Below are 13,106 nucleotides of genomic sequence, written 5' to 3'. Positions count from 1 at the left end.
ATGGCGCCCGCTCGCCCCCTTCGTCGTATCGAACCATGCCCCAGTCCGCCGATCCCATCCGTCTTCCCGATCTTCCGCCGGACACCCCGGCCCACCTCGCCGAGATTCGCGGCGGGCGTCATTTGACGCGCCGGCTGCTGGCCTTGGGTCTGCGACAGGGCAGCCCGCTGTGCGTGGTCCAGCGGCGCGGTCAGGGGTTGGTGCTGGCCAGTGGCGGACTGCGGATCGCCATCGGCTCCGGGATCGCCGAAAAGGTCTGGGTGATCCTGGATCCGACGTCCGAGGATGGCGAATCCAGCGCGCCCGAGACGGATGAACCGTTGCTGGACAAGGATCCACTCGCAGAGCCGCGCGCCCTGGATGGTGATCCCGCATGAGCCGCGTGTCGGAAAAATCGAGACAGGACGGGTTCGAGCAACCGCCGCCGCTGACCCTCGCCCTGGCGGGAAACCCCAACTGCGGCAAGTCGGCGCTCTTCAATGCCCTGACCGGTATCCGCCAGACCACGGGCAACTGGCCGGGCGTGACGGTCGAGCGCAAGGAGGGTTTGCTGGAACTGGACGGGCGACGGGTCCGGGTGATCGACCTGCCGGGCATTTATTCGCTGGACGCCAGCTCGCTCGACGAGATGGTCACCCGCGATTATCTGCTGAGCCGCGACGCCGATCTCATCGTCAACGTGCTCGACGCGAGCAGCCTGGAGCGTCATCTCTATCTGACCGTCCAGTTGCTGGAGATGGGCGTGCCCATCGTGCTGGCGCTCAACATGATGGACATCGCCCGCAAGCGGGGCATCCGGATCGACACGGCTCAGTTGTCGGCCGCCATCGGTTGCCCGGTCGTGCCCCTGGTGGCGGTCAGCAAGGAAGGGCTGACGGAGTTGCAGGCGCGTCTGCTGGCGGTCGCGGAGGGTCGCGAGCCGGCCGGGCTGGCCCTGAGGCATGGCGATTGCGTCGAGGAGTCGGTCGCCGACCTCCTGCCCCGGCTCGGCGAGATCCCCGATCGGGCCAATGCCCGGTGGCTGGCCCTCAAGCTGCTGGAGTCGGATCCCATGGCCGAGAAGGCCGTCGGGCCGGAGACCCTGGAGCTGGCCGAGGCTTGCCGCCGTCAGATCGGCGAACGCACCGGTGAGGACGCCGATCTGCACATCGCCGACACCCGTTTCGGCCATGCCCACGCGCTGGCCCAGCGCGTGGTGCGCGAGAGTCATCGGATCGGACGCACGCTCTCCGACCGCATCGACCGGGTGGTGTTGAGCCGGGCATTCGGGATCCCGCTCTTTCTGCTGATGATCTACATCATGTTCATGTTCACCATGAACATCGGCGGCGCCTTCATCGATTTCTTCGATCTGGTCGGTCAGGCGCTGTTCGTGGACGGATTCGGCGTCCTCCTCGACGACGCCGGAGCGCCGGGCTGGCTGAGGCTGATCCTGGCGGACGGGATCGGCGGCGGTTTGCAGGTCGTGGGCACCTTCATCCCCATCATCGCCAGTCTCTACATCGTGCTCTCGGCCCTGGAGGATAGCGGCTACATGGCTCGCGCCGCCTTCGTCATGGACCGATTCATGCGCTCCATCGGGCTGCCGGGCAAGGCGTTCGTGCCGCTGATCGTCGGTTTCGGCTGCAACGTGCCGGCGGTCATGGCGACCCGCACCCTGGAGAGCGAGCGCGAGCGCAAGCTCACCATCCTCATGAATCCCTTCATGTCCTGTGGCGCCCGCCTGCCGGTCTACGCGCTCTTCGCCGCCGCCTTCTTTCCCCAGTCGGGCCAGAATCTAGTGTTCCTGCTCTATCTGACCGGGATCGCCGTCGCCATTCTCTCCGGCATGGCGATGAAGCACACCCTGCTCAAGGGCGACAGCTCGGGACTGCTGATGGAGCTGCCGCCCTATCATCTGCCGACGCTCAAGGGTGTGCTGCTGCGCACCTGGGACCGGGTCAAGCTCTTCCTGCGCGAGGCCGGGCGGGTCATCGTGCTCATGGTGCTGGTGCTCAATGTGCTGGCCACGGTCGGCAGCGACGGTCGTCTGGGCAACCGGGACAGCGACGCCTCCATCCTCGCCGAGGTAAGCCGCGTGGCCACGCCGCTGTTCGCCCCCATGGGCATTCGCGAGGACAACTGGCCGGCGGTGCTGGGGGTCATCTCGGGCGTGCTGGCCAAGGAGGTGATCGTGGGTACGCTGGATTCGCTCTACGGCCGGCTGGCCGCCGAGGCGCACCCGCCCGAGGCGCCCGAGCCCTTCGATCTCTGGCGCGACCTGGGCCGGGCGGGCGCCTCCATCGGCGACAACCTGTCGCTGTTGGGCGCGCGCCTGCTGGATCCGCTCGGGCTCGATATCGGCGATCTGGACGATCGCGCCACCGCGGCGGCCGAGCAGGGGGTTCAGTCGGGCACCTTCGGCGCCATGGCCGAGCGTTTCGACGGCCAGGCCGGTGCCTTCGCCTACCTGCTGTTCGTGCTTCTCTACTTCCCCTGTATCGCGACCATCGGCGCGATCGTCCGGGAGGCCGGTGTGTCCTGGGCCGTCTTCGTCGGTTTCTGGACCACGGGCATCGCCTTCCTGGTCGCGACCCTCTTCTACCAGACGGCCATTTTCGAGCGCGATCCACTAGCGTCCGGACTCTGGATCGGCGGTGGGCTCGGTCTGTTCATCGGCGTTCTGCTCGCACTGCGGCTTTGGGCGCGCAAGGAGGCATCCGGACAGCGTAGCGAGCCGTCCGGGGTCTGAGACCAGCGAGGGAGAGCGATCCACTGGTATGAGTCTCCCCGGAGTTCGCCGTCTCTCCCGATGGCTCGGCGTGCTCGCGGCGCTGGCCCTCGCCTTCGCGCTGGTCATCGGTCCCGCGCGGATCGCCTCGACCACCCCTCCCGATACCCGCGTCCAAACATCGCCCCTGTGGCTCGATCGCGAGGGCCGGCTCCTGCGTCCATTCACCGTCGACGGCGGTCGCTGGCGCCTGCCGGTGACGCTCGATCAGGTCGACCCCGAGTATCTCCGTCTGCTGCTGTTCGCGGAGGACCGCCGCTTTCGCGAGCACAGGGGCGTCGATCCTCGCGCCCTGCTGCGCGCCGCCTGGCAGTGGGTTCGACATGGGCGGATCGTCTCCGGCGGATCGACCCTGAGCATGCAGGTGGCGCGACGGCTCGACGAGCGGTCGACGCGCGAGCTGTCCGGTAAATGGCGGCAGATCCGCGACGCCCTGGCCCTGGAGCGACTGATGGACAAGGACGCCATCCTGACCCTCTACCTGACCCTGGCGCCCTATGGCGGCAATCTGGAGGGGGTGCGCTCGGCGGCGCTGGCCTGGTTCGGCAAGGAGCCGCGACGACTCAGCACCGCCGAGGCCGCCTTTCTGGTCGTCCTGCCCCAGGCCCCGGAGGCGCGCCGGCCCGATCGCGATCCCCAGGCCGCGCGGCGGGCGCGTGACCGCCTGCTGGAGCGGGCGCATCGGGCCGGGGTCATCGACGGCATCGAGCTGGCCGCCGCGCTCCAGGAGCCGGTTCCGACCCGACGCCGCGACTTTCCCAGGCTGGCGGCCCACCTGACCTGGCGGCAGTGGCGCGCGCATCCGGAACTCGCCACGGGGCGCCTGACCATCGATGGCGAGATCCAACGGCGTCTGGAGCGGCTGGCCGCCGAGCGGGTCGAGCCGTTGGGCGAGAAGGTCTCCCTGGCCCTGTTGGTGGCGCGTCACGCCAGCGGCGAGGTGCTGGCCTCGGTCGGCGCGGCGCGGCCCCTGGATACCGAACGGCGCGGCTATATCGACATGACCCGAGCGGTGCGCTCGCCCGGCTCTACGCTCAAGCCGCTGATCTATGGTCTCGCCTTCGAGGACGGTATCGCCCACCCAGACAGTCTGATCGAGGATCGGCCGAGCGGATTCTCCGGCTACGCGCCGACCAACTTCGACCGCGACTATCAGGGAACGGTGAGCGTTCGTCGCGCCCTGCAACTCTCGCTCAACGTCCCGGCGGTGACCCTGCTCGATGCCGTGGGTCCGGCACGTTTGATGGCGCGTCTGCGGCGTGCCGGAATCGCGCCCGTCCTGCCCGACGATTCGCCGCCCGGACTGGCGATCGGACTGGGCGGTCTGGGCGTCACCCTGACGGATCTGGTCCGCCTCTACGCCGCCCTGGCCCGTGGGGGAACGCCCGTCGAACTGCGTGAGACGCTGTCGGGCCAGCCTTCCGGATTCCCCGTCGCCTCGGGTCCGCCGGTGCTCGACGAGCGGGCCGCTTGGTACGTTGGCTCGATCCTGGCTGGCCTGTCCGCGCCCGGTCTGGGGCGATCCGGTCCCATCGCCTTCAAGACCGGCACCTCCTACGGCTATCGCGACGCCTGGGCGATCGGCTTCGATGGCCGGCATGTGGTCGGCGTCTGGGTCGGGCGGCCGGATGGCGCCTCGGTGCCTGGGCTGATCGGGATCGAGGCCGCGGCGCCCATTCTGATCGATGTCTTCGCCCATCTCGGCGACGGCGCGCCCTTGCGTCCGGCGCCGCCGGGGGTGCTGACGGCCGATTCCGCCGGCTTGCCCCCGCCCCTGCGGCGGGTGTCGAGCGGGCGCCAGTCCGGACGATCCGATCCGTCGGGCACGGATCTGGAGATCGCCTATCCACCGCCTGGCGCGCGTGTCGATCTGGGTCTGAAGGCCGGGGCTTCGATGCCGCTGGTGCTCAAGGCGCGGGGGGGCACGCCGCCCTATACCTGGCTGGCGAACGGAAGCCCGATCGGCCGCGAGCCTTTCTCGCGGATCGCGCGCTGGAGCCCGGAAGGTCCAGGTTATGCGACACTGGTCGTGGTCGACGGGCGCGGCGCGGCGGCCCGCGCCACGGTCTGGCTCGAGTGATCCGATCAACGGATTTGAGCACGATACCCATAGGGGTGATAATGACTTAAACGGCATCCGAGGCATCCCGCGATGGACATCCTCGGTCAGGCCATTACCCCGCCATCCTGGCCGCCATTCTCCAAACCACTCACGGTGCGTTTGATGCGAGCCTTTCTCCCCTACCTCGGGCCAGCCCGGATCCTGCTGACGGGTGCCCTCTTTTTGGCGCTGTCCCAGGCCGTCTCCGGAGCGACCGAGTCAACCGCCGATCCGGAGCGCGACGATCTGCTGACCCTCCTGGAGGGCGAGACCCGGCTGGCCACCAAGAGCGGGATGAACGCGGACTTCGTTCCGGGCATCGTCACCATCCTGACCGGGGAGGATCTGCTGACGCGCGGCGCGCGGACGGTCTGGGATTCCATCTCGCTGGTGCCCGGCATGAGTCAGGGCCTCGAAATGACCGGCGAGCGGCTGATACTGAGTCGCGGGGTCGGCCACGGCTATGCCTCGGGCAACGTCAAGCTCATGCTCGACGGCGTCTCGATGAATTCCTCGCTCACCGCGACGGCTAACGTCGTGTTGAACATCCCGATCGAACAGGTGGAGCGTATCGAGGTCATTCGCGGCCCCGGTTCCTCGGTGCATGGCGAGTATGCCTATGCCGGGGTCGTCAATGTCATCACCCGCCAGCACGAGCGGCGCGTCCATCTCCAGGCCGGCGAAGCGGCGGATCACGGCCTGGGCACGATCTGGAGCTGGAGCGATCCCAAGCGCGATCTGAGCCTCTCCATGAATCTGATGGGCCTTGAGGGCGAGGGCGGCGTCGATGTCGACCAGGATGCGCTGAGCCTGATCGGTGAATCCGCGCTTTCCAACGCGCCGGGTGAGTCCAACGAGGCCCATCGCTACCAGGCCGCCTTCGGAACCCTGCGATGGCGTGATGTCCTCGTCGACCTCAAGCTGCTTCAGGACGATTACGGGGATCATTTCGGGATCAACCATTTCCTTCCACCCTCGGACCATAATCTGGCGTCCCGCCATCGGGTTATGACGGCGCGGGTTGGCCGGGATCTTCGCCTCTCGGAGGGCCTGGAGGCCAGGATCCGGCTGGATCTCCTGCGACAGGAGCGCGACCGCGATCGTCTCTATGTGTTTCCGGCGAGCTATCTCGCCGACACGCCGATTTATATGAACCAGGAGTACCAGGAGACCCGTTATGGCGGGTCGGCCGATGTCTTCTGGCGGCCGACGCCCGAGCATGAGTGGCTGTTCGGTCTTGAACTCAGTCAGGTCGAGATCGACCAGGCGAGCTGGGACTGGTCCGGTTTCCCCGCCGAGATCCCCGAGAACTGGCTCGACACGGAGCACGACCGAACCATCGTCGGCCTGGTCGCCCAGGATCAGTATCGTCCGCGCGAATCCGTCACCCTCACCGGTACGCTGCGTTACGACGACTACAGCGACGCGGGCTCCATGCTCAGTCCCCGCGCCGCGGCGGTCTGGCGTATCGACGAGACGAATATCCTGAAATTCCAGTACGCGCGGGCCTTTCGTCCTCCGACCTTCTACGAACTGGAGTACGCCGCCGAGGCGTCGCTGGAGGCGAGCGAGATCGCGACCTATGAGCTTGGGTACATCCTGGCCAAGCCCCGCTGGGACGCGCGCCTTACCCTCTTTCACTCGGACCTGACCGAGCCGATCCTTTTCGACGAGGAGGAGGAGGATGGCTATGTCAACGGCCAGGACGCCCGTCTGCGCGGTGTCGAGCTGGAGTACGGGCATCGCCTGGGCGCCAGTCTCAAGGTCGACGCCAACCTGTCCTATGTCGATGCCACGTACCCCGCGACCGACACGACCCTGTCGGGCGGAGCGCGTCTGCTGGGGAATCTGGCGCTCACCTGGCGACCCCATGAGCGATGGACGGCCGCCCTGCAATTCCGCTATGTCGGCGAGCGTCACCGGGCCGAATCGCAACAGCGCGAAGATCTGGAGGCTTACGGGCTGCTGGACCTCACGCTCGGCTACCGCACGCCGGTCAAGGGCCTTTATTTGAACGCGGGCATCAAGAATCTGGCCGATTCCCAGGTCCATTACCCCGACATCATCACCAGCTACGGCGGGGTCGATCTCATCTATCCGGATGGCTATCCGCGCCTTGGTCGGCGCTGGTGGCTGTCGGTGGGTTACGCCTTCTGAGCCCGCCGACATGACGCGCCGCGCCCCCGCCCTGACTCGATCCCTGCTGCTTGGGCTGTGGCTCTGTCTTCCACTGTCGTTCTTTTTTCATATCGCTCCCGGCGAGACCCAGTCCCTCTGGAGCGAGGACGAGCAGCGCCTGCGCCTGGGACTGAAGATCTTTCCCGCCTGTCTTGGCGCGCTGGAGTCGCTTGAGGAGCGTCTGACCTCCAGTGGCTCCCTGCTGGTGCTGGTGGTGCACCGGGATTCCGAGGCGAGCGCCCGAGAGGCGGCGGCCAGTTTCACGACCATGGCCGAGATTCGCGGTCATCCGATCAAGACGCGGGTAATCACGGCCTCGGCCCTGGATGGCTATGACGGAGTCGCGCCGGGAGGAATCTTCATCGCCAGTCTGGGGCTTGAGCCCAGCCGCCTTCGGGCCTGGTCGGAGCGGCATCGGACACTGGTCTTCTCGCCTTTCGCCGGTGCCGTCGAGGATGGCGCCGTGGCTGGCATCTATGTCGCGGACCGTATCCTGCCCTTCGTCAACCAGGCGCAGGCGCGACGCGCGGGGATTCGCTTCAAGCCATTTTTCCTGGACGTGGCGCGCCGATATGAAGGCGACTGAATCCGCGCTCATCCTGGCCCAACGGCTGTCGCTCCGACTGGAGAGCCATCTGGCGCTGATCTTCGGTCTGCTCGGCGTGATGCTGACCCTTCTGATCGCGCTCCACTGGTTTCTGGTACTGGAGCCGACCCTGCGCGCGGAGGCCGAGAGCCGCGCGAGCGTACTGGCCCAGGCCCAGGTCCAGGGGGTCGAGAAACTGCTTGGGAGCGAGGTGCCACCCGACCGCCTGCGGAGCGAACTGACCACCGCGCTGGGCGACATCCTGCTGTTCAAGGATCCATCGACGGGCGAGCCCTTCATCCATCGAATCAGCCTTCGGATCGACTACGACCTCTTCCAGGCACCCTCGGGCAGTCTCGATCTGGATTTGGGAACCGAGGTCTGCGAGACCTGCTTCGCGGCACGGATCCCGCTTTACGATACGCGCAATCATCTGCTCATCGGAGCCGTGACCTGCTATTCGAGTCGATGGTTCCTGGAGAGCCTGCTAGAGCATCTGCTGTCCAAGCTGTCGTGGGTGGTTGGCCTCATCCTCTTCCTGATCGGCTATGCCTGGCTGCAAACTCATCGTTTTCTGCGTCGTCTGCGCGAGAGCGAGACCAATCTGCGCGGTCTCTTCGAGGCGGCTCCCTTTCCCATGGTCCTCAAGGTCGATGGAGAGGTCGGGATCCGTCAAGCCAACGAGGCGGCCAAACGTTACCTCGATCTGCGCGCCGGACCGACCGGACGCCTGTACAGCGACTCCTGGCTCCGGCTGGTCTCCTCGGGCCTGCCCAGCCTGCCCGGCGAAACATGCGAAACCTCCCTGGTCACGACCAATGGCGGGGTGCGCTGGGCCTTGATCTCGTCCATGCCCATGACCTTTTCCGGCCTGGTCAGCCAGCTCGTTACCCTGGTGGACGTGTCGGAGCTGAAGGCGACCCAGGAGGAACTGCGCGCGGCCTCCTTCACCGACGCGCTGACCGGGCTGTTCAATCGACGTTACCTCTACCAACGCCTCGCCAGTGAAATCGACCTGGTCCAACGCTATGGCCATGCCCTGTCGATCATCCTGTTCGATCTGGATCACTTCAAGATGGTCAACGATACCTTCGGGCATGGGGTGGGCGATGATGTCCTGACGCGCACCGCCGCGGTGCTCAAGGCCAATCTTCGCGACGTCGACGTGGCCGGTCGCTACGGTGGCGAGGAATTCCTGGTGATCCTGCCGCACTCCGGCGCCGCGCAGGCTTGCGAGGTCGCGGAGCGGATCCGTGCGTCGCTCGCGGACATCGTCTGGCCGCTCGCGGATCTGCATGTGACCATCAGCGGTGGCTCCGCGCAGTATGGCGGCGAGACGATCGATGAATTCCTGGATATCGCGGACCGCCGGCTCTATGGGGCCAAGCGGTCCGGACGCAATCGGGTCATGGGCGCCTCGTCCGCGGGCGGCGAACGGGCCTGAGGCGCCCGCTCCAGGCCGGGCCGCGACTCAGCGTTGGTAGCGCTCCAATCCGTAGGATGGGCAGAGCGAGAGCGAGGCCCATCCCGTACGCTCCGAGGCTCAAGATAAAAGGATGGGGCGAGCGCGGCGAGGCCCATCCTCCACGCGCCGATCCTCTCGATTGGGGCACCACCCCACCTATTCTTGGTGGACGCCGGACGGAGAGGTGGCGGCGGTATCCACGCGATTTCCCGACCGTCGACATCGGCCACCGTGGCGGGGATTGCCCAGCCAAGCATCGGTCATGGTCGCACCCCACCCAGTTGAAACGCTTGACAGCGCGAAGGATATCCAAGCTACTAAGCTGGAGGTATATACGATCCCTGGCGCGGGACCGTCCGTTCGTGCCTGGGTCCGAATGATCATCCGGTGATTTCCTGTGACAGCACGCAGCAACGATATCCTTTCGGCCGATGAAATGGACTACATCCGGCAGCTATTCGCCGACTCGGGTCCGGAGTCCGAGCCTGAGGCGAACGATGAGGTGGGTGGATGGCTGCGGGTCTCGGAGGATGCGGCGGGTCTGCTGGAGGCGTTTTCCGAGAGCCCGCGGATCGAGTTGCAGGCCGGATGGAAGGGGCATCGTCTGCGCTTTCCGCTCAAGCCCCGGATGCGCGTGGACAGTGGCGAGATGACCCTTGAAATCGGCGTGCCCGAGATCCTGGAGGGAGGCGACAAGTCCCGCGGTTGGCGGGCGTCTCCCGGTAGCGACGAGATGCGGATCCTGGACCAGAGCGGACGGCTCGAACCCTCGCGGGTCGTGAATCTCTCCTATACCGGGATGGCGATCGAGCAGCGCGCGGATCGTCTGCCGGACGTCAGCCAGCCCTTGAAGGATCTCTGTCTCGTGCTACCGGGCGAGCGTGAATTCGTGCGTCTGCTCGGCTATGTGGTGCGACATACCCAGGTGGACGAGGAGCGGGTTCAGTTGGGCATCCGTTTCGAACCGCTGGAGGAGGATGCCAGGGATCTGCTGGGACGCTACATCCTGCGGCGCCACAAGGAGCTACAGGAGGAGGCCCAGTAGCACCTCGGCCGCCTCCTGTCAGGCCCGCCGTCGGGCCGCCGCCGTCAAACGCTCGCCGATCAGGGCCTGGATCTCGCCTGACTGGCGCTCGATGTCCGAGACCAGCGCGAACTGGATTCGCGCCTTGTCGAGATTCCGGCCAGGCCGATCGACCTTGAAGTATCGGTCTCCCTCCAGATGATCGGTCAGGAAGCGCAATCCCAGCTCGAACGGCATCAAGCGAATCGCGTCGGGGAGACAGGCGATGTCATTCTCGGTTAGAAAACCGCCCGTTGCCTCGCCATAGCCGCTCAGGATCGACTCGCAGATCCCGAGGTCGAAGCGGACCCGCTCTGGGTCCGGATCGCCTTCGCCCCGGTTGTTGCAGCAGGAACGCAGACAGTCCCCCAGGTCATGCTGGACGAGGCCGGGCTGGACGGTGTCCAGATCGATCAGCGCCAGCGCCCGTTGGCCGTCCTCGTCGAAGAGGATGTTGTCGAGTTTGGGGTCGCCGTGAGTGACCCGGAGCGCGATGCGACCCGTCCGGTTCGCCTCCTCCAGAACCTCCGCCAGTCCCCGGCGCTCGTTCACGAAATCCATGAGCGGGCCGATCCCGGCGGACGTTTCCGCCGAAGCGCTGTTCTCGATGGCCGTCAGGAAGCGCTTGAGATAGACCGGCGTGGCATGAAACCCCGGTAGCGAAAGACCGAAACGCTCGATCGGCATGGCGCCGACCCAGCGATGGAAGCGCCCCAGGACTCGGCCGACCTCCCGCCCCTGCTGGCCGTCATGGATCCGCGACAGGCCGATGGCGTTCGGGATGAACTCCATCAGCCGCCAAACCTCGCCCCGCGCATCGCGCGCGAAGCTCTCGCCCTCGCGGGTCGGAATGAGCCTGGGGATTCTCGGCCCGATCGCTCCAGACGGGTCGGGATGGCGCGCCAGAAGCGACAGATTCGCCATGATTCGCTCGGGACTGGGAAACACCCGGCTATTGATGCGCTGAAGGACGTAAGACTGGTCGCCGGCCTCAAGACGATAGGTATCGTTGATCAAACCCTGGCCCAGTGGCCGGATGGGGCCGATCGGCGGCTGGATCGCGAAGCGGTCGGCGAGGCGGGTCAGGGATGGGTCGGTCGGCACGGGAGCTTGGTGGTCTTCGACTAGGGCGATTCCATTGGGAACCTCGGGCACCGAGGTTTTGGTTCGGCGGTTCTCGGCGCCTGGAAACAAGCGGTTTCCAGGTCAGCGAAGGCTGGGGAGCTCTCCGCGAGGGCGCCCCGGAAGACTCTCCAGTCAATCACCCAAGGCTATTGGCGTCGCTGTATCTCACACCCGACGCCTCCTCGGCAAGCCGAATCCTGATCGATCGCGAAACTCCAGGTGTGATCACCAGGCTTGGGTGGCCGTTCTCATGGCTCGACATCCGCGAAGATATATCCCAGTGTCTCCTTACCATGCGAGATTTCATTATCCTTGGATTGCTCCTCCTGAACCCAGATGGCCTTCTCGGTCGCGGATGTTTCATTCCAGCGCAGACCACACGAGTCTCCACCATTCGTGCTTTGCAGGTCGGCGATGAAGGTTGGGGCCTGGGCGAATGAGGTCGTTGCCTTGAGCGAGTAGCGATTATGCGTGACGGCCTTGGGTTTGAGACCTACCTCGTAGCGCAACCCATCGACCTCGCCGGCCGAGTCCTGCCAGGCGATGTAATCGATCCGCTCGGCGGCATGAATCTGTCTGTTCTTTTCCTGTTCACGCATGCCTACGTAAAAACCCTCGGTCTTGATATCGCGGAGTCTGGCGTTGACCGCGTCTTCCTCATTGACGCTCGTGACCGCCGCGAACACGACCGGGGCTCGGCTGAATGTATCGGCGAAGGCTTGATACTGGAATGAATTGGTGGCGGCGGTATTCAATGATCCGGCCTCGACCTGAATTCCGCCAGGTAATTCGTAGGATCCACGCTCGATGGCCATATAGCTCGCCGCCTCCGTGCCGTGCCAGCCTTGGAGATAATCCCATGACTGCACCCGGACCCGGAAACCCTCGCTCGTGATGTCCTTGACGCGGATGATCGCGGGGTTCTTGTCATTATTACCGAGCGCCTTGACGATAACGATGGGATCCTCGAATGACCGCTGATATGGAACCCATTGCCACTCATGATCGATGGTCAGATCGCCGACCTCGATCGGGAAGCCCGATGCGCTCACCTCGGTCGAGTCATCCGCGCCCGTCTCGGGGTTGGCGCCCGTCGTGGAGCCGGCCAGCACATGGATCTGGACCGGCACCGCCGTCGCGGTCCTGGCGTCGCTACCCGTGACCATCAGATTTACGCTGTAGGTTCCAGGATTGGCATAGGTATGCACGGCGTCCCCGGCCGTACTGGTGTTGCCGTCGCCGAAGTCCCATGCCCAGCCCGTGACGGAACCCGTCGACCGATCCGCGAAGACCAGCGTCAGCGGGGCCTGACCCGAGGTGACGCTCGCGCTAAAAACGGCCACGGGCGCGGTCGCTGGATCCGGAGTCGAAGCGGCATCGGCAGGTATGGTGATCGCCAGCTCATTCGAATAATCGCTGCACTGAGTGCTCGCCTGGTCGCAGGCGCGCGCCGCGAAATAATAGGTCGCTCCCGGATTCAATCCCTCGATGCTCGCGCTCGTGGCGGTCGTTCGATAGTTACTCGAATAGTTTCCGCTTTCCATTCCATAGTGAACTTCATAGAAGGCTACGCGCTGATCGTTGACCAGATCCCATTCCAGACTCGCCGTGCTCGCCGAGGCCGCCTGGATGCCGATGAACATCAGCCCCAGGAAAAGAAAGGTGAGCGCCATCGGGATTCCAGTCTTGCGCGGTTCGGCTAACCGGAATGTGTTTCTGGAATCGATTCGTGTGCTCATGATGGCGCTCATTCTGTCCGTCGCTGATCCGTTGTCTTCGAGCGGTCTGGCGTGTTCCGTTTCGCCTGTCTTTTCAAGC

At 65.5% G+C, this 13,106-nt stretch carries 9 protein-coding genes; 7 read left to right on the top strand and 2 right to left on the bottom strand.

The genetic code is table 11. The features are described from left to right. Positions 1 to 35: 35 nt before the first annotated feature. The 7 genes from CKO27_RS12130 to CKO27_RS12100 all read left to right on the top strand — a co-directional run bounded on the left by CKO27_RS12130 (position 36) and on the right by CKO27_RS12100 (position 10,145). On the top strand, positions 36 to 377 hold the full coding sequence (locus CKO27_RS12130; protein WP_200375158.1) for a FeoA family protein: 342 nt from the start codon (positions 36 to 38) through the stop codon (positions 375 to 377). Continuing rightward, positions 374 to 2,731, top strand: coding sequence for a Fe(2+) transporter permease subunit FeoB (gene feoB / locus CKO27_RS12125; RefSeq protein ID WP_200375157.1), 2,358 nt, complete (start codon positions 374 to 376; stop codon positions 2,729 to 2,731). The genes CKO27_RS12130 and feoB overlap by 4 nt, the downstream gene beginning before the upstream one ends. Before the next feature lie 28 nt (positions 2,732 to 2,759). Then, positions 2,760 to 4,850 (top strand): penicillin-binding protein 1C, encoded by a 2,091-nt coding sequence (pbpC, locus tag CKO27_RS12120; RefSeq protein WP_200375156.1) that lies wholly within the window; start codon positions 2,760 to 2,762, stop codon positions 4,848 to 4,850. Between the two features lie 72 nt (positions 4,851 to 4,922). Then, a complete protein-coding gene (locus CKO27_RS12115; RefSeq protein ID WP_242470875.1) occupies positions 4,923 to 7,028 on the top strand; it encodes a TonB-dependent receptor plug domain-containing protein in 2,106 nt (701 codons plus the stop codon). Positions 7,029 to 7,038: 10 nt separating this feature from the next. After that, positions 7,039 to 7,635, top strand: coding sequence for a YfiR family protein (locus CKO27_RS12110; RefSeq protein ID WP_200375155.1), 597 nt, complete (start codon positions 7,039 to 7,041; stop codon positions 7,633 to 7,635). Then, positions 7,622 to 9,079, top strand: a complete 1,458-nt coding sequence (locus CKO27_RS12105; protein ID WP_200375154.1) for a sensor domain-containing diguanylate cyclase — start codon at positions 7,622 to 7,624, stop codon at positions 9,077 to 9,079. Before CKO27_RS12110 ends, CKO27_RS12105 begins: the two co-directional genes overlap by 14 nt. A gap of 418 nt (positions 9,080 to 9,497) precedes the next feature. Continuing rightward, the gene (locus CKO27_RS12100; RefSeq protein ID WP_200375153.1) at positions 9,498 to 10,145 is read left to right on the top strand and encodes a PilZ domain-containing protein; all 648 of its coding nucleotides are present in this window, start codon (positions 9,498 to 9,500) and stop codon (positions 10,143 to 10,145) included. Between the two features lie 18 nt (positions 10,146 to 10,163). Here CKO27_RS12100 and CKO27_RS12095 read toward each other — a convergent pair whose 3' ends face one another. Next, complete coding sequence (locus CKO27_RS12095) at positions 10,164 to 11,267, bottom strand: phosphotransferase enzyme family protein (RefSeq protein WP_338116005.1); 1,104 nt, start codon at positions 11,265 to 11,267, stop codon at positions 10,164 to 10,166. A 269-nt stretch (positions 11,268 to 11,536) separates the two neighbouring features. Beyond that, on the bottom strand, positions 11,537 to 13,027 hold the full coding sequence (locus tag CKO27_RS12090) for a PKD domain-containing protein (RefSeq protein ID WP_200375152.1): 1,491 nt from the start codon (positions 13,025 to 13,027) through the stop codon (positions 11,537 to 11,539). Positions 13,028 to 13,106 lie beyond the last annotated feature (79 nt).

Origin of the sequence: Thiocystis violacea (assembly GCF_016583575.1) — a bacterium.
Taxonomy (GTDB): Bacteria; Pseudomonadota; Gammaproteobacteria; order Chromatiales; family Chromatiaceae; genus Thiocystis; species Thiocystis violacea.
The sequence above is the reverse complement of the archived record's forward strand: the minus strand, read 5'-3'. Positions and strand labels throughout refer to the sequence as shown.

Bases quoted from the DNA above. Each gene is read 5' to 3' on its own strand.
- pbpC (WP_200375156.1), top strand. From the start codon at position 2,760: ATGAGTCTCCCCGGAGTTCGCCGTCTCTCCCGATGGCTCGGCGTGCTC.
- CKO27_RS12110 (WP_200375155.1), top strand. From the start codon at position 7,039: ATGACGCGCCGCGCCCCCGCCCTGACTCGATCCCTGCTGCTTGGGCTG.
- feoB (WP_200375157.1), top strand. From the start codon at position 374: ATGAGCCGCGTGTCGGAAAAATCGAGACAGGACGGGTTCGAGCAACCG.
- CKO27_RS12105 (WP_200375154.1), top strand. From the start codon at position 7,622: ATGAAGGCGACTGAATCCGCGCTCATCCTGGCCCAACGGCTGTCGCTC.
- CKO27_RS12115 (WP_242470875.1), top strand. From the start codon at position 4,923: ATGGACATCCTCGGTCAGGCCATTACCCCGCCATCCTGGCCGCCATTC.
- CKO27_RS12090 (WP_200375152.1), bottom strand. From the start codon at position 13,027: ATGAGCACACGAATCGATTCCAGAAACACATTCCGGTTAGCCGAACCG.
- CKO27_RS12130 (WP_200375158.1), top strand. From the start codon at position 36: ATGCCCCAGTCCGCCGATCCCATCCGTCTTCCCGATCTTCCGCCGGAC.